This window comes from Albidovulum denitrificans (assembly GCF_002973535.1).
GTDB lineage: Bacteria > Pseudomonadota > Alphaproteobacteria > Rhodobacterales > Rhodobacteraceae > Albidovulum > Albidovulum denitrificans.
The window spans coordinates 176,604-203,048 of the sequence record NZ_PVEP01000006.1; the positions used below are offsets into that span (position 1 = coordinate 176,604).

The window sequence follows — 26,445 nt, forward strand, 5'->3', positions numbered from 1 at the left end:
GCAGGGCAGGGGGGCCGAAATGGACAGCAATCGGTGGAAGCGGTTCGACGACTGGGACGCGCGCGCCCTGCGGCTGGACAAGTTCGCGGCCGAGGACCCGGAGAACGGCTTTTCCGCCTTCGCGGGCAAGGCGGACCCGGCGCCCGGCCTGGGCCTTGCCGATGGTGTCGTCACCGCCATGGACGGTGTCGCAGCGGCCGATTTCGACATGATCGACGCCTTCATCGCCGCCCATCACATCGACCCCGCCATCGCGGAAGAGGCGATGGCGATCCCCTCGACCGACCTTGCGCGGATGCTGGTCGACATCAACGTGCCGCGCACCGACCTGACGCGGCTGGCGCGCGGGCTGACCCCGGCGAAACTGGCCGAGGTGGTGGCGGGGCTGAACGCGATGGAAATCGCCTTTGCCTATTCCAAGATGCGCGCGCGCCGCACCCCCGGCAATCAGGCGCATGTGACCAACGCCAAGGATGATCCCTTGCAACTTGCCGCCGATGCCGCCGTCGCCGTCGCGCTGGGATTTGATGAGATCGAGACGACGATGCGCGTCGCGCGCAATTCATGGTCAAACGCACTGGCCTGCTGTGTCGGCGCCGCCGTGGGCAAGCCCGGTACGCTGTTCCAATGTTCCAGCGAAGAGGCGGAGGAGCTTGAGATCGGCATGGCCGGCTTCACCTCTTACGCCGAAACCGTGTCGGTCTACGGCACCGAAAGCGCCTTTGTCGACGGCGACGACACGCCCTGGTCGAAGGCCTGGCTGGCGGCCGCCTATGCCTCGCGCGGGATCAAGATGCGCTGCACCTCGGGCGCGGCCTCCGAACTTCTGATGGGCTTTCATGAGGCCAAGTCGCTGCTTTATCTTGAGGCGCGCTGCCTCTGCCTTCAGCGTGGCATGGGCGCGCAGGGGACGCAGAACGGCGGCATCGACGGCGCGCCGCTTGCCTCCTCCATGCCGGGCGGGGTGCGGGAGATCATGGCAGAGAACCTGATCGCCGTCTGGCTCGACCTCGAATGCGCCTCGGGCAACGATGCGCGGCATTCGGAATCCGACATGCGCGTCGGGGCGAAGATCCTGCCCTACCTGATCGGCGGCTCCGACCTGATCTGTTCCGGCTTTGGCAGCATCCTGAAATACGACAACTCCTTCAACCCGTCCTCGTTCAACGGCGAGGAGCTTGAGGAATATCTGGTCCTTCAGCGCGATTTCGAGGCCGATGGCGGGCTGACCTCCATCGAGGATGCCGCCGCGCTGGATATCCGCCGCCGCGCCATCGACGCGCTGGCCCATGTGATGAAGGACCTTGGCCTTGCCGAGACGACGGAGGAGATGAAGCGCTCGGTCGCCGTCGCGTCGGGGTCGCGGGACACGCAGAGCTTTTCGCCCGGTGAGGTCGCTGTCATCAGCGACAGGATCAAGGGCAGGGGGCTGACCATCCTTGACGTGATCCGGTCCCTCGATCGCGGCGGGTTCCGGGCGGAGGCGGAGAACCTGCTGTTCCTCGTCAAGCTGCGCGTTTCGGGCGACTATCTTCAGACCTCCGCCGTGGTGCGCGACGGGCGGGTCGTCAGCGCGGTGAACGATCCCAATGACTATACCGGCCCCGGTACCGGCTATCGCCTGACCGAAGCGCGGCGCAAGGAACTGGCCGCGATCCGCGACGTCCTGACGCGCGAGGAGGTGCTGCGCGCCGAGGCCGCCGCGGAGGAGGGCGAGGCCCGCGCGGTTCGCTACAACGACATGGGTCCTGCCAGGGCGGGGACCGATCCGGGGGAGGTGGTCGTCGGCCTCAGCCCCGGCTTTGGCACACGGATCTTCCGAACGCTCGCCGGGCATCGGCTGAGCGCCGTTGTGCGGGCGATCGGCGCGGGGGTCGCGCGCGGCGGCGGGCGGATGCGCGTCGTCCGGTTGCGCCATACCGCCGATACCTCTTTCCTTGGCCTCAGCGCGGCGCGGTTGTCGGGGTCGGGCATCGGCATCGGGCTGCAAGCGAAGGGGACGGCAGTGATCCATCAGAAGGACCGCCTGCCGCACAATAACCTTGAGCTGTTTTCGAACGCCCCGATCACGACGCTCGATCATTACGAAGGGATGGGGTTCAACGCCGCGACCTATGCGGCGGGCGGCTTTCCCGAACCCGTCGTCGTGCCGACGAATGGCGAGGCGCTTGGCGCGCGCTTCCATGCCCGCGTCGCGCTGACCTATGCCATCGAAACCGCCATGACCGAAAATGGCGCCTCTCCCGAAGAGGTGCGGATCGAATTTGTGGATCAGAAGACATGACCCGGCCAAAGGACTATCCGCTTGCTGAAACTTCGCCGGAAAGCGTGACCGGCCCGCGCGGCAAGACGCTTGATGCGCTGACCATGGATGCGGTCGCGCAAGGCGCGCTTGGGGTCGAGGATATCCGCATCACGCCCGAAACCCTCGCCCGGCAGGCCGGGGTCGCCCGCGCGGCGGGGCGGGGGGCGTTGGCGGAGAATTTCGAACGGGCGGCCGAAATGACGCGCCTGCCCGAGGCGGAGATCATGCGCATCTACGAACTGCTGCGCCCCGGCCGCGCCGGGTCCGGTGCGGCGCTGGCCGAGGTGGCGGAGAGGCTGGAGAGCGAGTTCGCCGCCCCCCGGCTGGCCGCCTTCATCCGTCAGGCGGCGGTGCAATATGACCGGCGCAATCTCTATCGCCAGCGGTTCTGACGGCGCCCGCCCCGACCGGCAGCCGCCTTGACAAAGTGGCAGGCGAAGGATTGCTCTGCCTGACGCAATCCGCGATGTCGCTAAAAAAGGCGCTGGAATCCCCCGGCGGGGAATGACAAGGTCACGCCTGAAAGATCGCAACGCGCGGCAACGGCCCTGCGGGCGGCGTAGACAGTTTCATGCACAGACCCCGGCCGGGGACGGGCAATCGGATTGCCGCGTCGCCACCGGGGACGGACGATAGGGGAGATGCGACATGCGCTATCACACACCGGCAACATTCGAGGCCGCCGCGGCGTTGGCGGCGGAGGCGTCCGGCGTGACGCGGTTTCTGGCTGGCGGCACGGATGTTCTTGTGCAGTTGCGCGCGGGCATGGTGACCCCGGACGACCTGATCGACCTGAAGAAGATCGACGGCGTGAAGACGATGGCGCGCACGAAGGATGGCGGCTGGCAGATCGGCGTGGCGGTTTCGGGGGCCGAGCTTGGGGCGAACGCCGCGCTGGTCGCGGACTGGCCCGGCGTGGTCGAGGGGATGGAGCTTGTCGGCTCCACCCAGGTTCAGGGCCGCGCGACGCTGGTCGGGAACCTCTGCAACGGCTCCCCCGCCGCCGACAGCGTGCCGGGGCTGGTTGCCGCCGGGGCGACGGTGACGGTCACCGGCCCGTCGGGCAGCCGTGAGGTTCCGGTCGGGGAGATCCCGGCAGGGCCGGGCAAGACCGCGCTGAAGAAGGGCGAGGTGATTTCCGGCGTCACGCTTCCGCCGCGCGGCAAGAACGGCGGCGACGCCTATCTGCGGTTCATTCCGAGGACGGAGATGGATATCGCGGTCGTCGGCTGCGCCGTGAACCTGCGCCTTGACGGCGACAAGATCGCCGAGGCGCGTGTGGTTCTGGGCGCGGTTGCCCCCACCGTAATCGTGGTGCCGGAGGCCGCGAAGGCCATCATCGGCACCACGCTGGACGACGCGGCGCTGGAAAAGCTCGCCCAAGCGGCATCGGCCGCCTGCAAACCCATCGACGACAAGCGCGGGACGGTCGCATTCCGCACCGACGTGGCCGGGGTGCTGGCCCGTCGGGCCGCGAAGATCGCCTATGACCGCGCCAAAGGAGCCAAGTGATGAGCAAGATTCATGTGACGACGAAGGTCAATGGCGACGACGTGGAATTCCTCGCCGACCCGCGCGAAAGCCTTCTGGATTGCCTGCGCGACAAGCTTGACCTGACCGGCGCCAAGGAAGGCTGCGGCACCGGCGATTGCGGGGCCTGCTCGGTGTCGCTCGATGGGACGCTTGTCTGTTCCTGCCTCGTCCTCGGGGTCGAGGCGCAGGGCAAGACCATCGAGACGGTCGAGGGCATGGCGCAGGACGGCGACCTGCATCCGCTTCAGCGCAAGTTCATCGAACATGCCGCGCTGCAATGCGGCTTCTGCACGCCGGGCATCCTTGTCGCGGCGAAGAACCTGCTGGAACGCAACCCCGACCCGACCGAGACCGAGATCCGCTATTGGCTGGCCGGCAACCTCTGCCGTTGCACCGGCTATGACAAGATCGTCCGCGCGGTACAGGATGCCGCCGCCGAAATGAGAGGAGCCGCGTGATGCCGAAGGATGAACTGAAGACCAGCTTCAAGTGGATCGGCACCCGGCCCGACCGGCCGGACGGTCTGGATAAGGTGACGGGCCGGGCGCGCTATGGCGCGGATTTCAGCCTGCCCAACATGCTTCATGCCGCCGTGGTGCGCAGCCCCCACGCCCATGCGCGGATCAAGAAGATCGACGCCTCGAAGGCGCTGGCGCTGGATGGCGTCAAGGCGGTGGTGACGCGCGCCGACCTGCCCACGGGCCTCTCGGGTGAGGATCTGAACCTTCAGGACAACACGCTTGCGGGCGACGTGGCGCTTTATGACGGCCACGCGGTCGCGGCCGTCGCGGCGACCTCGGCGCTTCTGGCGAAGGACGCCGCGAAGCTGATCGAGGTGGAGTATGAGGTCCTGCCCCATGTGATCGACGTCGATGACGCTTTCCGCGCCGACGCGCCGGTGATCCGTCCCGGCCTGGCCGACCATTCCGTGCCGAAAGGCGCCCCCGGCAACGTGACGCGCTATATCGAGTTCGGCCATGGCGATGTCGCGGCGGGCTTTGCCGAGGCCGATCTGGTGCGGGAGGAAACCTACAAGACCGAAGCCACCCATCAGGGCTATATCGAGCCCCATGCCTGCGTCGGCCAGATGGGCGCCGACGGCAAGGGTGAGATGTGGGTCTGCACCCAGGGCCAGTGGTATGTCCGCCGCATGTGCGCGGCCGTGCTTGGCACCGAGGCATCGCAGCTGCGCGTCACCCCGTCCGAGATCGGCGGCGGCTTTGGCGGCAAGACGACGATCTTCATGGAGCCGCTGGCGCTTGCCCTCAGCCGCAAGGCCGGGGGGCGTCCGGTAAAGCTGGTGATGAGCCGGTCCGAGGTGCTGCGCGCCACCGGGCCGACCGCCTCGGCCTCCATGGACGTCAAGATCGGCATGAAGAAGGACGGTCGCATCACCGCAGGCACGGTCAGCTTCCGCATGCAAGGCGGGGCCTTCCCCGGCATGTCCCCGATCGGCGAGGCGCTGCCTTGCGCCTTTGCCTGCTATGACATGCCGAACGTGCATCACGAAGCCTATGAGGTGCTGGCGAACCGCCCGAAAGCGGCCGCCTACCGCGCGCCCGGCTCGCCCATGGCGGCCTTCGCGGTCGAAAGCCTTGTCGATGAGATGTCGCGCGAACTGGGCCTTGACCCGATCGACGTGCGCCTGACCAACGGCGCGAAGGAAGGCACCAAGTCGAGCTATGGTCCGAAGTTCAACCAGATCGGCCTGGTAGAGACGCTGGAGGCCGCCAAGGCGCATCCCAACTACGCCGCCCCGCTTGGCCCCAATCAGGGCCGCGGCGTCGCCTCGGGCTTCTGGTTCAACCATGGCGGGGAGACCTCCGTCTCTGTCGCCATCGGTGAGGACGGGACCGTGCAGGTCTCTGTCGGCACACCGGACATCGGCGGCAGCCGCGCCTCCATCGCGCTGATGACGGCGGAAACCTTCGGCATCGACTATGACGATGTGCGGGTGAACGTGGTCGAAACCGGCGCGCTTGGCGTCAATGAACCGACCCATGGCAGCCGCGCCACGCATTCGAACGGCAAGGCGATGTATGAGGCCGCCGGTCAGGCGATCCGGGAACTGTGCAAGCGCGCCGCCGCCGACTGGGGCATCGACGCCGAGGCCGTGGAATGGGCCGATGGCGCGGCGCAACCCGCAGGACCCAACGCCGGAAAGTTCCCGCCGATGAGCCTGCGTGAGATCGCGGGCAAGATGGGATCGACGGGCGGCCCGATCTCTGGCCACCATGAGATCACGATGGGCGGTGTCGGCGCCAGCTTTGGCACCCATGTCGTCGATGTGGAGGTCGACCCCGAAACCGGGCGGACCACGATCCTGCGCTATCTGGTGGTGCAGGATGCGGGCCGCGCGATCCACCCGGCCTATGTCGAGGGCCAGTATCAGGGCGGCGCCGCGCAGGGGATCGGCTGGGCGCTGAACGAAAGCTACATCTATGGCAAGGACGGGCGGTTGCAGAACACCGTCTTCCTCGACTACCGCATTCCCGTCGCCTCGGACCTGCCGATGATCGACACGGTCATCGTCGAGGTGCCGAACCCCGGCCACCCCTACGGCGTGCGCGGCGTGGGCGAGACCGGCATCACGCCGCCCTTGCCCGCCATCGCCAGCGCCGTTGCAGCCGCCACCGGCGTGCGGCTGCGCGAACTGCCGATGTCGCCGCCCAAGGTCCTGGCCGCCATCAAGGCCAGGGGCTGATCACGGATGGTCGAGGTCAACCTCTGGTCCGGCCTGACACGCTTTACCGATGGCATCGCCACGGTCGAGGTTGAAGGCACAACCATCGGTGAGGTTCTGGATGCGCTCATCGCGGCGCATCCAGACCTGAAGCCTTTCATCGACGCGGGGATCTCTGTCGCCGTGGACGGGGAGGTGATTGCGAAGAACCGCAGCGCCCCCGTCAGGCCGGACAGCGAGGTCTACCTGATGCAGCAGTTGAAGGGCGGTTAACCCGGACGGTCAGGCCGATTTGTCGTCGATCAGCGGATCGGGCTTGGCGAACCGCTCAAGCTCGGCCGGGTCGGTGATGGTGATCCGTCCGCCGCGCACCTCGACCCCGTAACCTTGCAGGTTCTTGAACGCCCGGCTGAGGTTTTCCGGCGTCATGCCAAGCCGTGAGGCAAGGCGGCGCTTGTCGATCGGCAGGTCGAAGCTGTCCCCGGCCTTCTGGCGGTGCTGCTCCCGCAGCAGATAGTTCGCCAGCCGTTCAAGAGAGGTGCGAAGCTTCAGGTCCTTTATATTCTTGACCACCGACCGATAACACTGCGCCAGCTCCGCGATGATGGAGCGGGCGAAGTTCACGTCTTCCTCAAAGACATCCCTCACATCCTCGCTCGGAATCAGGACGATCCGGCTTTTTTCCAGGGTCTGCGCCGACATCAGGTAGGGCGCGTCGCGGATCGTTGCCGCCAGGATGAAGGTGGAGATCGGCCGCACCGTGGCCATCACCGTCTCGCGCCCGTTCCAGGAGGACAGCATCTCTACCGACCCGTCGACGAGGACATGCAGGAAGTCGCTTTGCTCCCCCTCCGTCACAAGCTCGACCTGCGGCGGGAAGTTCTGGACGTAGGAGCCGCGCATCAACGTCAGAAAGCTCTCTTCCGACATTTCGGAGAAGAGGTGCAGGCCTCGAATGTCCTCGAAATGAGAGTCGGGTCGCTCTGATCGGAGTGCGGTTCGCATGGGCGGAGAGTCCATCTAAAAATTGATAAATGTCAAGAAGAGGTTTCGGATTTGCGGCGGCCGGCCTTGACAAGTTCCGGTGTCGCGCATGACGAATTTCTGTAACCCATTTATTTTGCTATGTTTATTGCCCGTTTATGATCCAGATCAAGTTTCCCCCGCCACGCCCGGCGCAGGTGTGCCGCAAGCCCGCGATCGCGGATCGCGCGCAATCCGATCCTTGGAGGGATGGTCATGCACACACTCGACGGAGTCTCACACCCGGACCAGAACCGGGCTTTGGGGCTAAGCACGGTGGCCTTTACGGTCTGCTTTGCCGTTTGGACGATTTTCTCGATCATCGGTGTCGCGATCAAGCAGGAGCTGTCGCTGAACGAGTTTCAGTTCGGCCTTCTTGTCGCCACGCCGATCCTGACCGGCTCTCTCACGCGGCTGTTCCTTGGGGTGTGGACCGAGAAATGGGGCGGAAGGATTGTCTTTTCGGCGCAGATGGTGCTGACGGGTCTGGCGACCTGGATGCTGACCTGGGCGCATACCTACCCGATGTACCTGATCGCCGCGCTTGGCATCGGGCTTGCGGGCGGGTCCTTCATCATCGGCGTCGCCTATGTGTCGCGCTGGTATCCGGCGGGCAAGCAGGGGACCGCGCTTGGCATCTTCGGGGCGGGCAATGTCGGCGCCGCCGTGACCAAGTTCGTCGCCCCCTTCGTGCTGGTTGCCTATGGCTGGCACGGCGTCGCCCATGTCTGGGCGATCGGCATCATCCTGATGGGCATCCTCTTCTTCATCTTCGCGAAAGATGACCCGGAACTGGTGGAACGTCGCGCGAAAGGGATGCGCGCACCCAGCCTCGCCGAGCAATTCGCGCCGCTGAAGAACCTTCAGGTCTGGCGCTTCTCGCTTTACTATTTCTTCGTCTTCGGGGCCTTCGTCGCGCTGGCGCTCTGGCTGCCGCATTACCTTGTCGACGTCTATCACCTGGATATCGAAACGGCAGGTATGTCGGCGGCGGCCTTCTCGCTTTCCGCCTCGGTGTTCCGGGCCTATGGAGGCCACCTCTCTGACCGCTTCGGCGCCCGCGCGGTGATGTACTGGAGCCTCGGCTTCTCGCTGATCCTGCTCTTCATGCTGTCCTATCCGCCGACCGACTATGTCATCACCGGCAAGAACGGCGTCATCACCTTTTCGACCGAGATGGACTTCTGGCCCTTCGTGGTGACGGCCTTTGCATTGGGCTTCTTCATGTCGCTCGGCAAGGCGGCGGTCTACCGGCACATTCCGGTCTATTACCCCAAGCATGTCGGCGCGGTCGGCGGCCTTGTGGGCATGATCGGCGGTCTTGGCGGTTTCATCCTGCCGCTGGCCTTCGGTGCGCTGCTGGATCTGACCGGGATCTACACAAGCTGCTTCGCGCTTCTCTTCCTGATCGTCGCGGTCTCGCTCGGCTGGATGCACATGTCGATCCGCGCGATGGAGCGCAAGGCGCGCGGCGTGGAACTCGATACCCTGCCGGAACTGCCGGAAATGGCCCCGATCCACGTTCCGGGCCAGACGGTCATGTCCGGCGCGCTTCAGGACTGGCGCCCGGAGGATGCAGGGTTCTGGGACACGACCGGCCGCAGGATCGCCCGGCGCAACCTCTGGATCTCGATCCCGGCGCTGCTTCTGGCCTTCTCGGTCTGGATGGTCTGGTCGGTCGTGGTGGCGAAACTGCCCGCCATTGGCTTCGACTTCACGCCGGGCCAGTTGTTCTGGCTGGCAGCGCTGCCGGGCCTGTCGGGCGCGACGCTGAGGATCTTCTACAGCTTCATGGTGCCGATCTTTGGCGGCAGGCTGTGGACGACGATCTCCACCGCCTCGCTTCTCCTGCCTGCGATGGGCATCGGCTATGCGGTGCAGAACCCCGAAACGCCCTACTTCATCTTCCTTGTCCTCGCGCTTCTGTGCGGCTTCGGCGGCGGCAACTTCGCCTCGTCCATGGCCAATATCGCCTTCTTCTTCCCGAAGGCCGAAAAGGGTAACGCGCTGGCGCTGAATGCGGGGCTTGGAAACCTCGGCGTGTCGGTCATGCAGTTTCTGGTGCCGATCGTCATCACCACCGGCGTCTTCGGCGCCATGGGGGGCGACCCGCAACCGCTGTCTGACGGCGGCCAGCTTTTCATGCAGAACGCGGGTTTCGTCTGGGTGCCGTTCATCCTGATTTCCACCATCGCGGCCTGGATGGGCATGGATGACATCGCCGATGCGAAGGCGAGCTTCGCCGAACAGGCGATCATCTTCTCGCGCTTCCACAACTGGATCATGTGCATCCTCTACACCGGCACCTTCGGCAGCTTCATCGGCTATTCGGCGGGCTTCCCGCTGCTGACAAAGCTGATGTTCCCCGACGTCAACGCCCTGCAATATGTCTTCCTTGGCCCCCTTGTCGGCGCGCTGAGCCGCGCGGGAACGGGCTGGGTCAGCGATCGCTTCGGCGGCGGGCGGGTGACGTTCTGGACCTTCGCGGGCATGATCGTGGCCGTCTTCGGGGTGATCTTCTTCCTTGGCATCAAGGAACAGCCCGGGGCGTTCTGGGGTTTCTTCGCCTCGTTCATGGCGCTTTTCTTCCTGACCGGGGTCGGCAACGCATCGACCTTCCAGATGATCCCCGCGATCATGGGGAAAGAGATCCCGCGCCTGATGCCGGATCTGGACGCGCAGGCGACCCGCCGTCAGGCAGAGCGTGAAAGTGCGGCGATCATCGCCTTTACCAGCGCGATCGCGGCCTATGGCGCCTTCTTCATCCCCAAGGCCTACGGCACCTCGATCGCCGTCACCGGCGGCCCGGTCGCGGCACTTTGGGGCTTTCTCGGCTTCTACGTCCTCTGCCTTGTCCTGACCTGGCTCTACTACACGCGCCGGGGCGGTCTTCTGCATGACATCGAACATGGCCGGGCGGCCCGCCTCGCCCAGCCTGCGCAATAGGAAAGGAAACGCCATGAGCAATCTGCTCGACCGTCTGAACTTTCTTCAGTCCAGGGAGCTGGAGCAGTTCTCCGGTGGCCACGGACAGGTCACGAAGGAAAACCGGGGCTGGGAAGACACCTACCGGAACCGCTGGCGCCACGACAAGATCGTGCGATCAACCCACGGGGTGAACTGCACCGGGTCCTGTTCGTGGAAGATCTACGTCAAGTCGGGGATCGTCACCTGGGAAACCCAGCAGACCGACTATCCCCGGACCCGCGCCGGTCTGCCCAATCACGAACCGCGCGGTTGTGCGCGTGGCGCCTCCTACAGCTGGTATCTTTATTCCGCCAACCGGGTGAAGAACCCGCTGGTCCGGGGGCGGCTGATGAAGGTCTGGCGTGAGCTGCGCCAGACCAAGACCCCGATCGAGGCCTGGACCGCGATCCAGTCCGACCCGATCCTGCGGTCGTCCTACGTCACGACGCGGGGCAAGGGCGGTTTCGTGCGCGCAAGCTGGGACGAGGCGACAGAGATCGTCGCGGCCGCCAATGCCTATACGGCGAAGAAATACGGCCCCGACCGGATCTTCGGCTTTTCGCCCATTCCGGCGATGTCGATGATTTCCTACGCCGCAGGCACCCGCTACCTGTCGCTTCTGGGCGGGACCTGCATGTCCTTCTACGACTGGTATTGCGACCTGCCGCCCGCCTCGCCGATGACCTGGGGCGAACAGACCGACGTGCCGGAATCAGCCGACTGGTACAATGCGGGCTACCTTCTTCTCTGGGGCTCCAACGTGCCGCAGACGCGCACCCCGGACGCGCATTTCTATACCGAGGCGCGCTATCGTGGCACCAAGTCGGCGGTGATCTGCCCCGACTATTCCGAGGCGGCGAAATTCGGCGATGTCTGGCTGAACCCCAAGCAGGGGACCGACGCGGCGCTGGCCATGGCCTTCGGCCACGTCATCCTCAGGGAATTCCACCTCGACCGGCAGGCGGAGTATTTCGAGGACTACTGCCGCAAGTATTCCGACTTTCCCATGCTGGTGAAGCTTGAGGAAAAGGACGGCCGTCTGGTTCCCGGCCGCTTCCTGCGCGCCGATGACCTGAAGGGCAAGCTTGGCGCGAAAAACAACCCCGAATGGAAGACCGTCGCCTGGGATGAGGTCTCGGGCGGGCTGGTCGCGCCGAACGGCTCTGTCGGCTATCGCTGGGGCGATCAGGGCGAATGGAACCTTGAGGAGCGGGCCGGAAAGGCGGACACGCGGCTGAAGATGTCCTTCATCCTCGATGAGGATCACGACAGCGTCGCGACCGTCGATTTCCCCTATTTCGGTGGCGCCGCCACCCCGGCCTTCGCGACCGGCCAGACCCATCCCGACGTGCTGCCGCGCAACGTCCCGGTCAAGACGATCAGGACGGCGGCAGGCAATGTCAGGGTCGCCACGGTCTTTGACCTTTTCTGCGCCAATTACGGGCTTGATCGCGGGCTGGGCGGTGACTGGGTCGCCAAGATCTATGACGCCGATGTTCCCGGTACGCCCGCCTGGGCCGAGAAGATCACCGGCGTGGCGCGCGACAAGATCGTCCATGTCGCCCGCGAATTCGCCCAGACGGCCGAAAAGACGGGCGGCAAGTCGATGGTCATCCTCGGGGCCGGTCTGAACCACTGGTACCACATGGACATGAACTATCGCGGCATCATCAACATGCTGGTGATGTGCGGCTGCGTGGGCCAGTCCGGCGGCGGGTGGAGCCATTATGTCGGCCAGGAAAAGCTGCGCCCGCAGACCGGCTGGCTGCCCCTGGCCTTCGCGCTCGACTGGGGCCGCCCGCCGCGGCACATGAACTCTACCTCTGCCTGGTACGCCCATGCCGACCAGTGGCGGTATGAAACCCTGACGGCGGGGGAAATCCTGTCGCCAACCGCGCCCGAGGGCGACTGGGACATCTCCATGATCGACTACAACATCCGCGCCGAGCGGATGGGGTGGCTGCCCTCGGCGCCGCAGTTGAGGACCAACCCGCTTGAAGTGGCGAAGGCCGCCAAGGCGGCGGGCAAGGACGTCCCCGCCTATGTGGCCGAACAGTTGACGTCCGGCGCGCTGGAAATGTCCTGCCAGGACCCGGACGCACCGGAAAACTGGCCGCGCAACCTTTTTGTCTGGCGCTCGAACCTTCTGGGGTCGTCGGGCAAGGGGCATGAATACTTCCTGCGCCATCTGCTTGGCACCGATAACGGCGTCCTTGGCAAGGATCTGGGCGAGGAGGGGCGGCAAAAGCCGAAAGAGGCCGTCTGGCACGACGATGCGCCGAAGGGCAAGCTTGATCTTCTGGTGACGATCGACTTCCGCATGTCCACGACCTGCGTCTATTCCGACATCGTCCTGCCGACGGCGAGTTGGTATGAGAAGAACGACCTCAACACCTCCGACATGCACCCCTTCATCCACCCGCTTCAGGCGGCGGTGGACCCGGCCTATGAATCGAAGTCGGACTGGGAAATCTTCAAGTCCATCGCGAAGAAGTTCCAGGAGGTCGCGCCCGAGATCCTTGGGCAGGAAACCGACATCGTCGCGCTGCCGATCCTGCACGACACGCCCGCCGAGGTGGCGCAGGATCAGGTCAAGGACTGGAAGCGCGGCGAATGCGACCTGATCCCCGGCAAGACCGCGCCGAACTATATCGCGGTCGAACGCGACTATACGGCGATCTACGACCGTTTCGTGGCGCTTGGGCCGCTTTTGGACAAGCTTGGCAATGGCGGCAAGGGGATCGGCTGGAAGACCGACCATGAGGTCGAGGCGCTGCGCAAGCTGAACGGTGTCTGGCAGGACGGACCCGCCGAAGGCTGCGCGAAAATCGTGACCGACATCGACGCGACCGAGGTCGTCCTGATGCTTGCCCCCGAGACCAATGGCGAGGTCGCCGTGAAGGCGTGGGAGGCGCTGTCGAAGGCCACGGGCCGCGAACACGCCCACCTTGCCCTGCCCAAGGAGGATGAGAAGATCCGCTTCCGCGACATCGCCGCGCAGCCGCGCAAGATCATCTCGTCCCCCACCTGGTCCGGCATCGAAAGCGAGGAGGTCTGCTATAACGCCGGTTACACCAACGTCCATGAACTGATCCCCTGGCGCACGCTGACCGGGCGCCAGCAGCTTTACCAGGATCACCTGTGGATGCGCGCCTTCGGCGAAGGCTTCATGTCCTACCGACCGCCGGTGGATCTGAAAACCATCACCGAGGCCGTTAACACCGACCGGGGCCAGCCCCATGTCGTGCTGAACTTCATCACCCCGCACCAGAAATGGGGCATCCACTCCACCTATACCGACAACCTGTTGATGTTGACGCTGAACCGGGGCGGTCCGGTGATCTGGATTTCGGAGAATGACGCCAAGACGGCCGGGATCGTCGATAACGACTGGGTGGAGCTTTACAACACCAACGGCGCGCTCACGGCGCGGGCGGTGGTGAGCCAGCGGATGAAGGACGGCACGACCTTCATGTACCACGCGCAGGAGAAGATCGTGAACACGCCGGGGTCCGAAAAGACCGGCAAGCGCGGCGGTATCCACAACTCCGTCACCCGCGCGGTGCTGAAGCCCACGCATATGATCGGCGGCTATGCCCATCAGTCCTACGGTTTCAACTATTACGGCACCGTCGGATCGAACCGGGATGAATTCGTCATCGTCAGGAAAATGCGGAAGGTCGACTGGCTTGACCGCGAAGCGACCCAGAAGGAGGCCGCGGAATGAGAATTCGCGCACAAATCGGCATGGTGCTGAACCTCGACAAATGCATCGGGTGCCACACCTGCTCTGTCACCTGCAAGAACGTCTGGACCAGCCGCGACGGTGTCGAATACGCCTGGTTCAACAACGTGGAGACCAAGCCCGGCACCGGCTATCCGACCGACTGGGAAAACCAGAAGCGCTGGAACGGCGGCTGGGAGCGGACGAAATCGGGCAAGCTTCAGCCCAAGCAGGGCGCGAAATGGCGTATCCTGGCCAACATCTTCGCCAACCCCGACCTGCCGGAGATCGACGACTATTACGAACCGTTCGACTTCGACTACGACCACCTGAAATCCGCGCCCGAGATGGAGGCCTTCCCGACCGCGCGGCCGCGCTCGAAGATCACCGGCCAGCGGATGGAGAAGATCGAGAAGGGCCCGAACTGGGACGAAATCCTGGGCGGCGAATTTTCAAAACGCAGCCAGGACTACAACTTCGAAGGGGTGCAGAAGCAGATCTACGGGGAATATGAGAACACCTTCATGATGTATCTCCCCCGGCTGTGCGAACACTGCCTGAACCCGGCCTGCGCGGCCTCTTGCCCGTCGGGCGCGATCTACAAGCGCGAAGAGGACGGCATCGTCCTGATCGACCAGGAGAAATGCCGGGGCTGGCGCATGTGCGTGTCGGGCTGCCCCTACAAGAAGGTCTATTACAACTGGTCGACCGGCAAGTCCGAGAAATGCACGCTGTGCTACCCCCGGATCGAAAGCGGCAACCCGACGGTCTGTTCGGAAACCTGCGTCGGGCGCATCCGCTATATCGGCGTGATGCTTTATGACGCCGACAAGATCGAAGAGGCCGCGAATGCCGCCGCCACGACCGATCTTTACGACGCCCAGCTTGGCGTTTTCCTTGACCCGAACGATCCCGTGATCATCGAAACGGCGCGGGCCGACGGCATTCCCGAAGACTGGATCAAGGCGGCGCAGCAAAGCCCGATCTGGAAGATGGCGATGGAGTGGAAGGTGGCCTTCCCGCTGCATCCCGAATACCGCACCCTTCCGATGGTCTGGTACATCCCGCCGCTTTCCCCGATCCAGAACGCGGCCGAGGCCGGCGCGATCGGCATGGACGGCGCGATGCCGGATGTCCGCAACCTGCGCATCCCGCTGAAATACCTCGCCAACATGCTGACGGCGGGGGATGAGGCGCCGGTGGCTCAGGCGCTGGAACGGATGCTGGCGATGCGCGCCTATATGCGGGCGAAGACCATCGACGGCGTGATCGACGAAGGCATCGCCGCCCGCGTCGGCCTGTCGGGCCGGGTGATCGAGGATATGTACAAGATCATGGCGCTGGCCGATTACGAGGACCGTTTCGTCATCCCCACCACCCACCGCGAACAGGTCGAAGAGGCCTATGACCTGCGCGGCGGATGCGGTTTTACCGATGGCAACGGCTGTTCGACCGGCATCTCCAAGGGCTCGCTCTTCGGCGGGTCGAAGAAACCCCTGCGCATGCCCGAGGAGATCAGGAAATGACCGCCCGACTGAAAGACCGCACACTGAAGGCGCTGTCGCTGCTTCTCAGCTACCCGACCCGCGATCTGCAGCGGGCGATGCCGGAGATCGGCGGTGCCCTGGCCGCCGAAACCCGCCTGACGGCGGTGGCCCGGCGCGACCTGCGCCCGCTGGTGGAAGCGCTGGCGGCGAGCGATATCTATGAGCTGGAGGAGCAATACGTCATGCTCTTCGACCGCTCGCGCACGCTCTCGCTCAACCTCTTCGAACATGTCCATGGCGAAAGCCGGGACCGGGGCGGGGCGATGGTGTCGCTGGTCGAAACCTACCGCGAGGGCGGCTTCGATCCGGCGACCAGCGAATTGCCCGACCACCTGCCTGTGCTGCTGGAATTCCTTGCCACCCGGCCTGAGGGTGAGGCGCGTGAGGTGCTGGCAGATGCGGCACATATCTTCGAAGTCCTGCGCGAACGGCTTCTGCGCCGCGACAGCGCCTATACCGCCGTTTTCGCCGCGCTGACCCAGCTTGCGGGCGGCACGGCGGATGCGGAGATCGTTCAGGACCTCCTCGCCCAGCCCGAGGCCGATCCGAACGACCTTGAGGCGCTCGACGCCGTCTGGGAGGAAAGCGAGGTCCGCTTTGGTCCCGACCCCAATGCCGGCTGCCCGCAGGTGCGCGACATGCTCGCCCGGATGGACATGCCCGCCAAGCCCGCGCCCGACCTGGCCGCCGAGTAACGGAGAGGACACATGCACAACTTCATCTTCGGTATCTATCCCTATATCGCGCTCGCCGTCCTGCTGGTCGGCTCGGTCGCGCGGTATGAACGCGATCCCTTCACCTGGAAAAGCTCCTCCTCGCAGCTTCTGCGGCGCAGGCAGCTGATCCTTGGTTCCGTCCTCTTTCATGTCGGCGTTCTGGTGATCTTCTTCGGACATTTCTTCGGCCTTCTGACGCCGCTTTGGCTGATCGAGCTGTTCGGCATCAGCCATGGTGCGAAACAGGTGCTGGCCGTCGCCGTCGGCGGTGTCGCCGGGATCATGGCGCTGACCGGGGGGATCATCCTGATCCAGCGCCGTCTGGCCGATCCGCGCATCCGCGCCACCTCAAGCACGATGGACATCGTGATCCTGTCCCTGCTTCTGGCGCAACTGGCGCTTGGCCTGCTGACGATCCTCGTGTCGCTTCAGCATCTCGACGGGGAAGAGATGGTGCGCTTCATGCACTGGGCGCAGGGCATCTTCACCTTCGACCCGAACGCGGCACGCTATACCGAGGGCGCGTCGATCATCTTCCAGCTGCATATCTTCCTGGGGCTGACGATCTTCGTCCTCTTCCCGTTCTCGCGGCTGGTTCACATGCTCTCGGCGCCGGTGCGCTATCTCTGGCGGCCGGGCTATCAGATCGTGCGCTCGCGCCGCACCGAAGCCCTGCCGCAGCACGCAGGGCCGGTGACGCCGTCGCGGGCGGGCAGGGCGCCCCTGACCCGCAAACCGGCGGAGTGACGGGGATGGGCGCGGTACTTTTCCCCGATCTGGTCGTGAACGGTGAGGTCGTCCCCCATGCGGCGGTCGCGGCCGAGGTCCAGAACCACGACGCCCCCAAGGGCAAGCCCGGCATCGCCTGGCGCAAGGCCGCCAATGCCGTCGCCGTGCGGACGCTTTTGTTGCAGGAAGCCCGGCGGCGTGGCCTGAGCGCGGAACCGGCCGAGGCCGGCCCCGGCCGCTTCGAAACCGAAGAGGAGGCCCTGATCCGGGGCCTTCTCGACCTGGCGGTCAGCGTCGCATCGCCCGACGAGGCGGCGATCCACGCCGAATGGGCGCGCGACCCGTCCCGTTTCCGCGCGCCGCCGTTATGGGAGGTGTCGCATATCCTTTTCGCCTGCGACCCGCGCGATGAGGGGGCGGTGCGTCAGGCCCGCGCCAGGGCCGATGCGGTGATGGCTGCGCTTCGCCAGCGTCCCGGCGATTTCGCGACCCTTGCGGCGACGCATAGCGATTGCGGATCGAAATCTTCGGGCGGGGCATTGGGCCAGCTTGGCCCCGGCGACACCGTTCCGGAATTCGAGACCGTCCTGCGCGGCCTTGCCGATGGCGAAACCACCGGCGCGCCGATCCTGACCCGGCATGGCTATCACATCGTGCGCATGGACGCGCTGGCGGAAGGCGCGGTGCTGCCGTTCGCCGCCGTCCGCCCGCAGATCGCCGCGGCTATGGAAAAGGCCGCCTGGGCGCGGGCGGCACGGGACTTCGTCGGCGCATTGATCGCGGCGGGGGATATCAGCGGCGCCGATCTGCGCATGGCCCGGTCCTGAAGGGAGGGTAGTGCATGGCACTCCATACTCCCCCAGGGGCAGGGCAGCGGCGCGCCCGAGGTTGATGACACGCTGATCGGCAGCGACCAGGCGCTGGCGCGTATCGCCAGCCCCTTTCCTCAAACCAGACGGTCAGATCGCCAGGACAAAGCAGCCAATCGGTGACCGGTGCAGGAGCGCTTCAGGACGCGGTCGGCGCGTTAAGGTGACAACCTCGGCAGATCCACCCAACCATCAGGTTCTGCCCGCGCCCCGGTCCCCATCCCGCTTATCATGGTTGTGGCATCGCATCGCCAACGCCCGGCCTGCACGGCACAGGACGGTCGTCGAACCTTCAAGAATCTTTCATTGTAACCGGGGTCTCTCCATCTTAGGTTGTTTTGAGTTGCACAGGACCATTGCTATGGTGTCGATTCCAATCTCGTTTTTGTTTGCCTTCATTCTGGCGGGCTTGCTTTTATGGGTTGCGGTCCGATACCGTGACCAAATCTCGAAACTGCCCAAGCTCACCCTAAGCCTTATCTTCATCCAATCCGTTCTGGTTGGCCTGCGCTGGACCTACGGCATCACCGATCTGCTGCTGGTCCAGGCGACATTGGCAACGATCATTCCGCCTCTGGTCCTGATGAGCATGCGGCGGATGGTCTCGACCGCCGCGGCGGAAGAACCCGTAGAGCGGCAGGTGCTTTATTTCCTGCCCGCCGTGCTGGTCATGGTTTCGCCGGCCCTTGGGCTGAACCTTGTCGATGCGGTTCTGCTGCTGGTCTATGTCGGCTTTGGCGGGGCGCTCGTCATGCTGGGGCTGACCTCGGACCTCGAATGGCGCGACCGCGTACCTTTCGAAGGGGTGGTGCAGACCGGCGTGGCCTATTGTATCGCCGGGGGCGGGTTGCTGCTTTCCGCGGCTGTAGATATTGCGGTGGCGCTGGACATGCGCAGCAATGGCGGCAGCTTCGCGCCGCAGCTCATCGGTATCACCAACACCGCCATTCTGCTGTTCCTGGCCGCATCGGTGATCTTCGTGAACCGCCCGTTGGACATCCACCGGCCGGCGCGGTCGCTCCAGCAGGGACCGAGGCCCCAGCCGCTGTCATCCCGGCCGCTGGCTGCGGCGCAATCGGATGAGGCGCCGGACACAGCCGAGACGGCCCTGGAATTGCTTCGCAAGATGGATGCCGCGATCGCCGAGCGAAAGCTCTATCGCGACCCGGAACTTAGCCTCGACAAGCTTTCGCGCAAGCTCGTGATCTCATCCCGGCACATATCGTCGGCGGTGAACAGCCAGCGGGCGATGAATGTGTCGCAATACATCAACATGTTCCGTGTCGCCGAGGCTGCGCATCTGCTGCTTAACGACAAGGCCACGATCACCGAGATCCTCTATGAGGTTGGATTCAATACCAAGTCGAACTTCAACCGCGAGTTCCAGAGGATCGTCGGAATGAGCCCGAGCGAATTTCGCAAGAACGGCGACAGCGGTGAAAACACGCCTCTGCAACGCTTCCAGGCCGAGCTGGCCCGGGATCTGGCCTTCAAGCCGGTCGGGACATGACCCTGATATGTCGTACCCGGTCCGGGGCGCGGCAGGGACGGGGGCGTCATTCGGCCGCGACGGTCCCGGACGTCTCGCGCTCGACATAAACGGCGGGCGTGCCGCCCTCCATCCGCTCGACGAAGCGCCCGCGATCGAGCTTGGAATTCGCGTTCATTTCGAACCCGTCCGCACCGTACCATAGTTTCGGTACCATATGCGGCGCCATATCCCGTCCCAACCGGCGCCCGATGGCCAGCAGCGCGTCTCGCCCGGTCGGCCCGAGCAGGAAGGCGCGCAGTTGCTTGCCATTGGGGTGCAGGTCTACAACGGCATCCTTGACCCCGTCGATGCCGCGCAGCGCGGCTTCCAGGATGTTAAGGTCGATCCGGTAGCCGTTAAGCTTGATCTCGCGGTCCTTGCGCCCGGCGAAAAACCAGTTTCCCATCCCGTCACAGTCGCCCCAGTCTCCGGTTCGGTAGGTCGCGGCTGCCGGAAAGGCGCTGGCCTGTCTTTCGGGATCGCCAAGATAGCCGAGCCCGACCGATTTCCCCTCGATAATCAACTCGTCGAGGCCCGATGCGGCCGAGGCGCGGCGCAGGCGGGTACCCGTGCGGGGCGGGCCAATGGGCAGGGGGCGGCTGTCGGCCAGATGCTCGGGCCGGATCTCGATCGAGGTGACGGCGACGGTGCATTCCGTCGGACCGTAGGTGTTGATGATCCGCAGGCCGGGGAAGCGGGACCAGAGGGTTTCGACGAGGGACTTGGTAAGGACCTCGCCGCAAAACAGCATGGTGTGCAGGTCGGGCAGGGTTCCGGCGTCGAAGCGGCGGTCCTTCAGCCAGTGCAGCGCAAGCGCGGGGGTCGAAACCCAGGTGGTCAGCTTGTGGTCGCGATAGCGGTCCAGGTGCTTGCGGATGTTGAAGATGTCGCGATGGTCGGGGGCGACGATCGGGCGCAGGCTCAGCCATGCAAACCACATCTCGAACAGGGAGACGTCAAAGCAGTAGCGCACATTGCCGCTGATGCAGCCGGTGGGGTCCATCCCGGCCAGGAGCGTCCCGGCCCAATCGGCGAAATCCGCGAGGTTGCCGTAGGAAATTGCGATGCCCTTGGGCTGGCCGGTCGTGCCTGAGGAGAACAGGACATAGGCGGCTGCAGTGTCGCGGATTTCGGGAAGAACGGGTGCGGCGTCCGACGCGATGCCATCGACATGGACCCAGCCGGGTGCGGGGGCCTCAATCTCGACCGGCCAGGCGGGCAGGTCGCCAACCCGGCCGGGCAGAGATCCCGGGGCCGCGAAAAGTGCCAGTGTCGCGCCGCTGACGCGGGCAATCTGGCGGATACGCTCGGACCTTTGGTCCAGTTCCACCGGGACGATGGTCCGGCCCGAGAGCAGGCAGGCCCAATAGGCGATGAGGAAGCGGCGGTCCTTATGGCCGTGGATCAGGACGGGCCCGCTGCCGTTCCCCGCCAGACGGGCGGCAAGGCGTGAAGCGGCGTTGTGCAGGTCACGATAGCTCAGCTGGCCGTCCTCGTGCCAGTAGGCAAGACCGGTATGCCCAGCGAAACGGTCGAAGACCGCGCGCAAGGAGAGATGTGCCGTCACGGCGCAGGTCATGCCGCGACCCGAAGCTCGATCATGCGGCGGACAATGAAATCGGAGAGCGCCTGAATGGTGCTGAAATCCTCGGGCGCGAGACGGGCGGAACCGAGAGTGAAGCCCTCGACGGTTTCCTCGAGGATCAGGAAAAGCTCGATAAAGCTGCCGCTGTCAAAGCCGAGGTCGGCCTCGAACCGGGTTTGCGGGCCAAGCGACCCGGGGCTGCGGGTCTCATCGATCTCACAGATGGCTTCGATGATCTGCGCGGAATAGTCGGTCATGGGAAAGGGTCCTTGTCGGGCGAGCGTTACGGGAAAGCAGGCGGGCGGGCTGCCCCGCCCCGGGCGCCCCGATGCCCAATAAACCATCACGGGCGCTGGTGGTTCGACCTTGAAAGGGGCGGGTCGGGACGACATCGTGATCTTGGTCCGTCCGGTCCTGGAAGGCGGGTTTTAGGAACCGCGCCTTGATCGAGGGGGCCGGGCATCTTAATTTTCGTAGTAAATTCAATAAAATGCATGATTTAGGCCCTCTCCCGGCTTGGCATCTTCACATGTCCAGCATTCGGTTTCCCGTTCTGGATCGTGATACAGGAAGGCGGCGCTGGTATTTAGGACGCAGCGGGGCAGGGCCTTGGGCATTCTGGCCTCATGACCGCACAAAGCACAAATATCACCCATATGGCCGCCCAGCTCCGTTCGCTCTCGCTCGAACAGGAGCCCGTGGCCGCCCGCGTCGATGAGGGCGCCGAAAAGGGCCAGCGCCGGGCCGTATGGCCCCGGACTATCGCCGTGCTGATCGGGATTGGCGCTACCGGCTATGGCGCCAGTCTGACGCAACCGGGCCACGCGGCCCTGGATTTTGCCCGGCTCAAGGCCGCGACGTTGCTGACGCCATATTTCGGGGTCGCCGCGACGGGGGCGGCGGAGCTGCCAGAGGCGGCGCCTGAGATGGTGACCCAGGCCGACCCGACGGCGGCGCCCGCTCCGGCTATTCCGGCGCCAAGGCAGCTTCTTGGCTCGGGCTATAGTCGCGCCGGGCGGGATGTTGTGCTAGGCGCGCCGCTGCCCGCCCGGATCATGTCGGTCGAAGTGACCGAAGGGGCCGTCGTCAAGGCGGGCGCCGTGCTTGTCCGGCTTGACGACAGGTCCGCGCAGGACGCTGTTGCGCGCGCTGAGCTGACGCTGCGCGAGGCGCAGCTCGCGGCCGCGAAGGCGGCGCTGACAGTGACGCAATCCGTCAAGGACCGCGTGCGGGCCGAGGCTTTGGCCGCCCGCAAGGTCGGCCCGCAGCGCGCGGCGGACGATGCCGGCCATGCGCTCGACATGGCCCGGATGGAAGCCGAGATCGCCACGCTTGCCGTGACAAGCGCCGAAACCGCCCTTGCCGCGGCCAGGACTGATCTGGCGGACTACGCCGTGCGTGCGCCCTTTGGCGGCGTCGTCGCGGACCTGACCGCCGCGCCCGGCATGATCACCTACGGCGACCAGAGCGACGTCTTGCTGCGTCTCTTCGATCCCGCCAGCCTGATGGTCGATGTCGATATCGCCGAACGCAGCCTCGGCGATCTGGCGACCGGCATCGCGGCCGAGGTCGGTTTTGACGCCTGGCCCGACCAGAGCTTCCACGGGCGCGTGACCGAGATCGCACCGATCCTGTCGAAAGAGCGTGGCACGATCCGCGTGACGGTCGTGCTGGACGCGCCCCCGCCCGACCTGCGGCCGAACATGGCCGCACGCGCGACCCTTCTCCTTGAGGAAGGCCCCCAGAAGGCGACGGGGCCGCTTTCCCTGACTTCCCATCCAAAGCGCAAAGGCGACGACGATGTCTGATCCTATCCGTCTGCAATCCTTCATAACCCTGTCCGAGATCGACAAGAGCTACCGCATGGGCGGCCAGACGGTTCCGATCTTCCAGGATCTTAGCCTGACCATTGAACAGGGCGAATTCGTCGCCGTCATGGGGCCTTCGGGGTCTGGAAAGTCGACGATCCTGAACATGCTGGGCGGCATCGACCGTCCCGATCGCGGCAAGCTGACCATCGGCAATTCGCAGTTGCACCGCATGGGCGAAGGCGCCCTGACCGCCTGGCGCGCGCAGCATGTCGGCATCGTGTTCCAGTTCTACAACCTGCTGCCCATGCTGACGGCGGCCCAGAACGTGGAAATCCCGCTGCTGCTGAAACCGCTGAACGCCCGCAGCCGGCGCGAGCGGATACGGACGGTGCTGGATCTCGTCGGGATCGGCGATCGCGCCCATCACCTGCCCTCGCAACTGTCGGGCGGCCAGCAGCAGCGCGTGGGCATCGCCCGCGCCCTGATTTCCGACCCGCAGTTGCTGCTCTGTGACGAACCGACGGGCGATCTGGACCGCAAATCGGCGACGGAGATCATGGAGATGCTGCAATTCCTGAACAAGGAACTGGGCAAGACCATCGTCATGGTGACCCATGACCCGGAAAGCACCCGTTACGCGGACCGCACCCTGTTCCTGAACAAGGGCGTGTTCGAAAGCCGCGAGGTCGCCGCATGACCTTCCTCGGATTGGCGTCCAAGAATGCCTGGCGAAAGCCGGGCCGGACGATCCTGCTGATTGTCTCCGTGACGATCGCCTTCGCCCTCTACGCGGTTCTTCAGGCCTTCCTCAACGGGGCTAGTGGCGCAGCGGTGGATCAGGGTCGGCTGGTGGTCGCCAACGGTGCCAGTGCCGCGCAGAGCCTGCCAGTGCGGTATCTCGACACGCTTGAAACCCTCGACGGGGTGGACGACGTGGCCTTCAGCGCGCGGATGCGCGGTTTTGTCGGGACCGAGGACAACATCGCGGTGGTCACCGCGGTGGACCCCGAGCGCGGCTATCGGGTCTTTGGCCAGGAGCTGGGGCTTGACCCGGCGATGATCGAGGGGCTGAGCGCAGAGCGCGACGCACTGCTGGTCGGACAGATGCTGGCGCGTGCCATGGGCTGGCAGGTCGGCGACCGCGTGTCGATTACCGGGTTCCACGACGTGCAGAAGGACGGGTCGCGCAACTGGGCCTTTACCGTGGCCGGGATTTTTCCCGGCAAGACGGCCAGTACCGACACCTACTTCGCCATCGCACAGTACGGCTATTTCAATGCGATGCGGCAGAACGGGGCGGATACGGTAAAGAACTTTGTCGTGATACCGGCCGAGGGTGTCGACCCGCAAAGCCTGGCGCCGAAGATCGACGCGCAGTTCGCCAATTCGCCCTACCCGACACGCACACAGAGCGAGAAGCAGTTCCTGCAATCCTTCATGCGGCAGATCGGCGATCTCAAGGCGGTGGTCGGCATGGTGGTGGCGGCGGCTCTGATCACGATCTTCATGATCGTTGTGAACACCATGGCCTTCGCGGTGCGCGAACGGACCTTCGAGATCGGCGTGCTGAAATCCATCGGCCTGTCGCGTCATCGCATCATGTCGCTGATCCTGAGCGAGAGCCTGCTGGTCTTTACCATCGGCGGCGCCCTGGGCGGAATTCTGGGCTGGATCGCCTGCCGGTTCGCCGATCCGTCCATCGGCCTCGTATTCAGTGTGGCCGGATGGGTGAACATCGCCGCTCTGACCCTGGGCCTCGGGCTTCTGTCGGGCCTTCTGCCAGCCCTCAACGCCATGCGTCTGCCGATCGTGCAGACCTTCAAAGCGAGGTAACCCGGACATGGCTACCAAGTTCAAGCAGATTGCCGTGGTGACCATGGCGAACATCCGAAGCCTGGGCCGCCGGAGTTGGATCTCCGCGTCAATGATCCTCTCCATCGCGCTCGTCGTCGTCGTGCTGGTCGGGTTCCTCGCCATGGCGCGGGGCTTCGAGACAGCGCTCGCCGCGGCTGGCAGCGATCGCGTGGCGGTCGTGCTGGCAGGCGGCGCGCGGGACGAGAAAGGTTCCTCGATCCCGGTGGCGGTGCTGCATCAGATTGCGGCGGTACCGCCCGAAATCGGGCTGGCGCTGACGGAGGGCGAGCCGGTCGTTTCGGCCGAACTGGTCGTGCCGGTGGATGCCCGCCTCGCGGGCAGCACCGAAAGCCAGACCGTGGGTTTGCGCGGCCTCGGCTCCGACGGGCCGGGCCTGCGGCCCAACGTAAAGCTGACCGCAGGCCGCTTTGCCCAACCGGGCGCGGCCGAGATTGTGGTCGGCGCGGACATCCAGCGCCGCTACGATGGCTTCGGCCTGGGGCAGACCGTGACCTTCGGCGCGACGCGCTGGACGGTCGTGGGTACGTTCGAGGCCGGCGGCGCGGCCTTCGAAAGCGAGATCTGGGCCGATCTCGGCGTCGTTCAGGCCCTGTTCAAGAGAGAGGGCGAGATCCAGTCGCTGCGCGTCGCGCTGGCCGAGGGCAAGGACGGTTCCGAACTTGCCCGCTACCTGGAACAGACATTGTCAGCGCCGGTGACGGTGATGACAGAGAAGGCCTATTTCTCGGACCAGTCGCGCCGGGTGTCGCAGATGATCAGGATGTTCGGCTGGCCAATCGCCCTGGTCATGGCCATCGGCGCGGCGGCCGGAGCGCTGAACACGATGCTCAGTTCGGTTTCCGACCGTTCGGTCGAGATCGCGACACTGCGGGCGATCGGTTTCAGCGGGCTGGCGGCCTTTGTCGGCACCTGGATAGAGGCGCTGCTGCTGTCGGCCATCGGTGCCGCGGTCGGCGCGGCGATATCGCTGGTCCTGCTGAACGGCTGGCAGGCCTCGACCCTTGGCGGCGGCGGGCAGATCGCCTTCGACCTTCAGGTTTCGGCCGACATTCTCGGCCAGGCGATCCTTCTGGCGCTGGTCATCGGTATCATCGGTGGCGCCCTGCCGGCGATCAAGGCAGCGCGGATGCCGCTCATCAAGGCGATGCGCGCGATGTCCTGACCCCCGTGCATCGCGGCAAGGTGCCGGGGCCACGCGCCGCGGTGCAATTGCCCGGCCTTCCCTCATTCCCCAAGTTTCATCCCCCTCAATATGGAGTGCTTCCCGTGACTGATATTCTTGCGCGCATCAAGGACGCCCTGGCCGCCGTAAGTGGCGAGGATACGTCCGACATCACTCTGGCGACCGATATCGGCGCCGATCTGGACCTCGACTCGATCCTCTTCGTCCAGTTCCTGCTGGCCCTAGAAGACGGCTTCCCCGGTCTGGAATTCAGCCAGGAAACCCTGGTCGAGGCCAGTTTCGACACCATCGGCTCGGTTGCCGCCTTCATCGCCACGATGACCGGAGCCGAGGCCGGTGGCGAAGCGGCGGCGGCCTGATCCGA

The 26,445-nt window shown here is 65.1% G+C and carries 21 protein-coding genes; 18 read left to right on the top strand and 3 right to left on the bottom strand.

What is annotated here, in order from left to right; all coding sequences use genetic code 11:
- Nucleotides 1–19 precede the first annotated feature (19 nt).
- From LX70_RS14430 to LX70_RS14455, 6 genes are all read left to right on the top strand, one after another.
- A complete protein-coding gene (locus LX70_RS14430) occupies nucleotides 20–2,284 on the top strand; it encodes a propanediol/glycerol family dehydratase large subunit (RefSeq protein WP_105515483.1) in 2,265 nt (754 codons plus the stop codon).
- The gene (locus LX70_RS14435) at nucleotides 2,281–2,697 is read left to right on the top strand and encodes a diol dehydratase small subunit (RefSeq protein ID WP_105515484.1); all 417 of its coding nucleotides are present in this window, start codon (nucleotides 2,281–2,283) and stop codon (nucleotides 2,695–2,697) included. The genes LX70_RS14430 and LX70_RS14435 overlap by 4 nt, the downstream gene beginning before the upstream one ends.
- Nucleotides 2,698–2,953: 256 nt before the next feature.
- Entirely contained in the window at nucleotides 2,954–3,817 is an 864-nt protein-coding gene (locus LX70_RS14440; protein ID WP_105515485.1) for an FAD binding domain-containing protein, read from the top strand.
- Nucleotides 3,817–4,296, top strand: coding sequence for a (2Fe-2S)-binding protein (locus LX70_RS14445; protein ID WP_211301727.1), 480 nt, complete (start codon nucleotides 3,817–3,819; stop codon nucleotides 4,294–4,296). The genes LX70_RS14440 and LX70_RS14445 overlap by 1 nt, the downstream gene beginning before the upstream one ends.
- On the top strand, nucleotides 4,296–6,542 hold the full coding sequence (locus LX70_RS14450; RefSeq protein ID WP_105515487.1) for a xanthine dehydrogenase family protein molybdopterin-binding subunit: 2,247 nt from the start codon (nucleotides 4,296–4,298) through the stop codon (nucleotides 6,540–6,542). The genes LX70_RS14445 and LX70_RS14450 overlap by 1 nt, the downstream gene beginning before the upstream one ends.
- Nucleotides 6,543–6,548: 6 nt before the next feature.
- Complete coding sequence (locus LX70_RS14455) at nucleotides 6,549–6,794, top strand: MoaD/ThiS family protein (protein WP_105515488.1); 246 nt, start codon at nucleotides 6,549–6,551, stop codon at nucleotides 6,792–6,794.
- 9 nt (nucleotides 6,795–6,803) lie between these two features.
- Here the strand turns inward: LX70_RS14455 and LX70_RS14460 are convergent, their stop codons facing one another.
- Entirely contained in the window at nucleotides 6,804–7,526 is a 723-nt protein-coding gene (locus LX70_RS14460) for a helix-turn-helix domain-containing protein (protein WP_105515489.1), read from the bottom strand.
- Between the two features lie 234 nt (nucleotides 7,527–7,760).
- On the opposite strand from LX70_RS14460, the gene LX70_RS14465 reads away from it, so the two are divergent.
- From LX70_RS14465 to LX70_RS14495, 7 genes are all read left to right on the top strand, one after another.
- The gene (locus LX70_RS14465) at nucleotides 7,761–10,490 is read left to right on the top strand and encodes a nitrate/nitrite transporter (RefSeq protein ID WP_105515569.1); all 2,730 of its coding nucleotides are present in this window, start codon (nucleotides 7,761–7,763) and stop codon (nucleotides 10,488–10,490) included.
- 13 nt (nucleotides 10,491–10,503) lie between these two features.
- Nucleotides 10,504–14,238 (top strand): nitrate reductase subunit alpha, encoded by a 3,735-nt coding sequence (locus tag LX70_RS14470; RefSeq protein ID WP_105515570.1) that lies wholly within the window; start codon nucleotides 10,504–10,506, stop codon nucleotides 14,236–14,238.
- The gene (gene narH / locus LX70_RS14475) at nucleotides 14,235–15,761 is read left to right on the top strand and encodes a nitrate reductase subunit beta (protein ID WP_105515490.1); all 1,527 of its coding nucleotides are present in this window, start codon (nucleotides 14,235–14,237) and stop codon (nucleotides 15,759–15,761) included. The genes LX70_RS14470 and narH overlap by 4 nt, the downstream gene beginning before the upstream one ends.
- Nucleotides 15,758–16,477 (top strand): nitrate reductase molybdenum cofactor assembly chaperone, encoded by a 720-nt coding sequence (narJ, locus tag LX70_RS14480; protein ID WP_105515491.1) that lies wholly within the window; start codon nucleotides 15,758–15,760, stop codon nucleotides 16,475–16,477. Before narH ends, narJ begins: the two co-directional genes overlap by 4 nt.
- 12 nt (nucleotides 16,478–16,489) lie before the next feature.
- On the top strand, nucleotides 16,490–17,245 hold the full coding sequence (gene narI, locus LX70_RS14485; RefSeq protein ID WP_105515492.1) for a respiratory nitrate reductase subunit gamma: 756 nt from the start codon (nucleotides 16,490–16,492) through the stop codon (nucleotides 17,243–17,245).
- A 5-nt stretch (nucleotides 17,246–17,250) separates the two neighbouring features.
- Nucleotides 17,251–18,054 (top strand): peptidylprolyl isomerase, encoded by an 804-nt coding sequence (locus tag LX70_RS14490; RefSeq protein ID WP_105515493.1) that lies wholly within the window; start codon nucleotides 17,251–17,253, stop codon nucleotides 18,052–18,054.
- A 403-nt stretch (nucleotides 18,055–18,457) separates the two neighbouring features.
- Nucleotides 18,458–19,606 carry a helix-turn-helix domain-containing protein gene (locus LX70_RS14495; protein WP_105515494.1) on the top strand — a complete coding sequence of 383 codons (1,149 nt, stop codon included), beginning with the start codon at nucleotides 18,458–18,460 and terminating at the stop codon, nucleotides 19,604–19,606.
- Nucleotides 19,607–19,652: 46 nt separating this feature from the next.
- On the opposite strand, the gene LX70_RS14500 is transcribed toward LX70_RS14495, so the two are convergent.
- Nucleotides 19,653–21,194, bottom strand: coding sequence for an AMP-binding protein (locus LX70_RS14500; RefSeq protein WP_211301728.1), 1,542 nt, complete (start codon nucleotides 21,192–21,194; stop codon nucleotides 19,653–19,655).
- 8 nt (nucleotides 21,195–21,202) lie between these two features.
- Entirely contained in the window at nucleotides 21,203–21,469 is a 267-nt protein-coding gene (locus LX70_RS14505; protein WP_170076206.1) for an acyl carrier protein, read from the bottom strand.
- Nucleotides 21,470–21,838: 369 nt separating this feature from the next.
- Here LX70_RS14505 and LX70_RS14510 point away from each other — a divergent pair, with 369 nt between their 5' ends.
- The 5 genes from LX70_RS14510 (at nucleotide 21,839) to LX70_RS14530 (ending at nucleotide 26,440) form a co-directional block, all read left to right on the top strand.
- Nucleotides 21,839–23,020 carry an efflux RND transporter periplasmic adaptor subunit gene (locus LX70_RS14510; RefSeq protein ID WP_105515497.1) on the top strand — a complete coding sequence of 394 codons (1,182 nt, stop codon included), beginning with the start codon at nucleotides 21,839–21,841 and terminating at the stop codon, nucleotides 23,018–23,020.
- The gene (locus LX70_RS14515; protein ID WP_105515498.1) at nucleotides 23,013–23,720 is read left to right on the top strand and encodes an ABC transporter ATP-binding protein; all 708 of its coding nucleotides are present in this window, start codon (nucleotides 23,013–23,015) and stop codon (nucleotides 23,718–23,720) included. The genes LX70_RS14510 and LX70_RS14515 overlap by 8 nt, the downstream gene beginning before the upstream one ends.
- Nucleotides 23,717–24,856 carry an ABC transporter permease gene (locus LX70_RS14520; protein ID WP_105515499.1) on the top strand — a complete coding sequence of 380 codons (1,140 nt, stop codon included), beginning with the start codon at nucleotides 23,717–23,719 and terminating at the stop codon, nucleotides 24,854–24,856. The genes LX70_RS14515 and LX70_RS14520 overlap by 4 nt, the downstream gene beginning before the upstream one ends.
- A gap of 7 nt (nucleotides 24,857–24,863) precedes the next feature.
- Nucleotides 24,864–26,060, top strand: a complete 1,197-nt coding sequence (locus LX70_RS14525) for an ABC transporter permease (protein ID WP_105515500.1) — start codon at nucleotides 24,864–24,866, stop codon at nucleotides 26,058–26,060.
- A 104-nt stretch (nucleotides 26,061–26,164) separates the two neighbouring features.
- Nucleotides 26,165–26,440 carry an acyl carrier protein gene (locus LX70_RS14530; RefSeq protein ID WP_170076207.1) on the top strand — a complete coding sequence of 92 codons (276 nt, stop codon included), beginning with the start codon at nucleotides 26,165–26,167 and terminating at the stop codon, nucleotides 26,438–26,440.
- Nucleotides 26,441–26,445: the final 5 nt, after the last annotated feature.

Excerpts from the sequence above, each read along its gene's own strand:
- LX70_RS14430 (WP_105515483.1), top strand. The coding sequence starts at position 20 with ATGGACAGCAATCGGTGGAAGCGGTTCGACGACTGGGACGCGCGCGCC.
- LX70_RS14435 (WP_105515484.1), top strand. The coding sequence starts at position 2,281 with ATGACCCGGCCAAAGGACTATCCGCTTGCTGAAACTTCGCCGGAAAGC.
- LX70_RS14440 (WP_105515485.1), top strand. The coding sequence starts at position 2,954 with ATGCGCTATCACACACCGGCAACATTCGAGGCCGCCGCGGCGTTGGCG.
- LX70_RS14445 (WP_211301727.1), top strand. The coding sequence starts at position 3,817 with ATGAGCAAGATTCATGTGACGACGAAGGTCAATGGCGACGACGTGGAA.
- LX70_RS14450 (WP_105515487.1), top strand. The coding sequence starts at position 4,296 with ATGCCGAAGGATGAACTGAAGACCAGCTTCAAGTGGATCGGCACCCGG.
- LX70_RS14455 (WP_105515488.1), top strand. The coding sequence starts at position 6,549 with ATGGTCGAGGTCAACCTCTGGTCCGGCCTGACACGCTTTACCGATGGC.
- LX70_RS14460 (WP_105515489.1), bottom strand. The coding sequence starts at position 7,526 with ATGCGAACCGCACTCCGATCAGAGCGACCCGACTCTCATTTCGAGGAC.
- LX70_RS14465 (WP_105515569.1), top strand. The coding sequence starts at position 7,761 with ATGCACACACTCGACGGAGTCTCACACCCGGACCAGAACCGGGCTTTG.
- LX70_RS14470 (WP_105515570.1), top strand. The coding sequence starts at position 10,504 with ATGAGCAATCTGCTCGACCGTCTGAACTTTCTTCAGTCCAGGGAGCTG.
- narH (WP_105515490.1), top strand. The coding sequence starts at position 14,235 with ATGAGAATTCGCGCACAAATCGGCATGGTGCTGAACCTCGACAAATGC.
- narJ (WP_105515491.1), top strand. The coding sequence starts at position 15,758 with ATGACCGCCCGACTGAAAGACCGCACACTGAAGGCGCTGTCGCTGCTT.
- narI (WP_105515492.1), top strand. The coding sequence starts at position 16,490 with ATGCACAACTTCATCTTCGGTATCTATCCCTATATCGCGCTCGCCGTC.
- LX70_RS14490 (WP_105515493.1), top strand. The coding sequence starts at position 17,251 with ATGGGCGCGGTACTTTTCCCCGATCTGGTCGTGAACGGTGAGGTCGTC.
- LX70_RS14495 (WP_105515494.1), top strand. The coding sequence starts at position 18,458 with ATGGTGTCGATTCCAATCTCGTTTTTGTTTGCCTTCATTCTGGCGGGC.
- LX70_RS14505 (WP_170076206.1), bottom strand. The coding sequence starts at position 21,469 with ATGACCGACTATTCCGCGCAGATCATCGAAGCCATCTGTGAGATCGAT.
- LX70_RS14510 (WP_105515497.1), top strand. The coding sequence starts at position 21,839 with ATGACCGCACAAAGCACAAATATCACCCATATGGCCGCCCAGCTCCGT.
- LX70_RS14515 (WP_105515498.1), top strand. The coding sequence starts at position 23,013 with ATGTCTGATCCTATCCGTCTGCAATCCTTCATAACCCTGTCCGAGATC.
- LX70_RS14520 (WP_105515499.1), top strand. The coding sequence starts at position 23,717 with ATGACCTTCCTCGGATTGGCGTCCAAGAATGCCTGGCGAAAGCCGGGC.
- LX70_RS14525 (WP_105515500.1), top strand. The coding sequence starts at position 24,864 with ATGGCTACCAAGTTCAAGCAGATTGCCGTGGTGACCATGGCGAACATC.